This window comes from Sporosarcina sp. P26b (assembly GCF_002743245.1).
Classification (GTDB): domain Bacteria; phylum Bacillota; class Bacilli; order Bacillales_A; family Planococcaceae; genus Sporosarcina; species Sporosarcina ureae_C.
In genome coordinates this window covers 1-1,222 of the sequence record NZ_PDYW01000065.1, presented here as the reverse complement: position 1 = coordinate 1,222, position 1,222 = coordinate 1, and the positions used below count along the sequence as shown (strand labels likewise).

The following is a 1,222-nucleotide window of genomic DNA, read 5'->3' as shown; positions in this document are numbered from 1 at the left end:
ATAACCAAAGAACTTAAGAATAAAAAGAATAAAACCATTGTCGAGAAGAATCTCGACGTCGCACATTCTGTTATTGAATACCTAAACGACAAAACCGGAAAACATTTCAAAGCGGAGTCCGCTGCTACCCGTAAATTCATCAACGGTCGAATCAAAGAAGGCTACACACAGGAAGACTTTATTCGTGTCATCGACCTAAAGACCAAGCAGTGGTTGAACCACCGTGAATTTAATACGTTCCTTAGACCATCGACTTTGTTTAACGCAACTAATTTTGAAAACTATGTCAATGAACTAGTCGTGGCTAAGAAACCCGATATAGAAATATACATTCCACCAGTTCTTGATTTTAGTAGTGGTGAGAGGTAAGCAATAGTTCTAATAGTTAATAAAAGTACCTGTGCGTGAAACATTCATGAAAGTTTAAAGATTCACGTTTGTTTCTCACACAGGTATCGTTTTTATAGGCTATAATCTTCTTTCAACTTCTAATGCCTGGGTTCAAAATTATTTCTATCTCCTCATCCATATCACTCTTATCTTCCGTTTCAGTATTCGATTCTTCAGGATGCGTTATTATTACATCCATTTGGTTTCCGTTAATATTTACTTCTACATTGCTGTCTGTTTCATTGTAAAAGTTAATTTGGGGTGCTTGTCCCCCTTGCATAGAATTAATGAAACTTAAAACCATGATTAAATCCCTCAATACCGTTGCAGCAAGAGAGGAATTCAAAACACTATACACTCTGATAAAATGTTCATACATAGCAAGCCAGTATCTAGTGAATTCGTTATCTTCAATTTTGACTTCTTCATCAACATGCGATGGATCGGAAGATTCTAAAGGCACTTTTAAATTGCTTAATATATCAAATCTCTCATTTAAATTTAAATTCTCTACCGACAACTCTCTAAGAACTGAATTTACAGTCTCATTTATATTAGATATTTCTAATGCTGCTTTAGCGATTTCACTTTGCCTTGCTAAAACAATTCTCATACTTTCCAGTACCCCTGATGATGGACGAAATGATCTTTGCATTGCAGACATTCTTTTTATACTATCCAAGACTCCAGATGATGGACGAAGGGATTCTTGCATTGCAGACATTCTTTTTATACTATCCAAGACTCCAGATGACGGGCGAAGGGATTCTTGCATTGCAGACATTCTTTTTATACTATCCAAGACTCCAGATGACGGGCGAAGGGATTCTTG

Annotated in this window: 3 protein-coding genes; 2 read left to right on the top strand and 1 reads right to left on the bottom strand. The window is 36.3% G+C overall.

Features of this window, described 5'->3' with window-relative positions; all coding sequences use genetic code 11:
* Positions 1-369: conserved phage C-terminal domain-containing protein (locus CSV69_RS16535; protein ID WP_199170438.1), on the top strand; the 369-nt coding region annotated here is incomplete at its 5' end.
* 112 nt (positions 370-481) lie between these two features.
* Here the strand turns inward: CSV69_RS16535 and CSV69_RS16530 are convergent.
* A complete protein-coding gene (locus tag CSV69_RS16530; protein WP_099693998.1) occupies positions 482-1,003 on the bottom strand; it encodes a hypothetical protein in 522 nt (173 codons plus the stop codon).
* 17 nt (positions 1,004-1,020) lie between these two features.
* Between CSV69_RS16530 and CSV69_RS16525 the strand changes: the two genes are divergently transcribed.
* Positions 1,021-1,222, top strand: a 202-nt coding sequence (locus CSV69_RS16525; RefSeq protein ID WP_143560859.1) for a hypothetical protein, incomplete at its 3' end; no start/stop codon positions are given.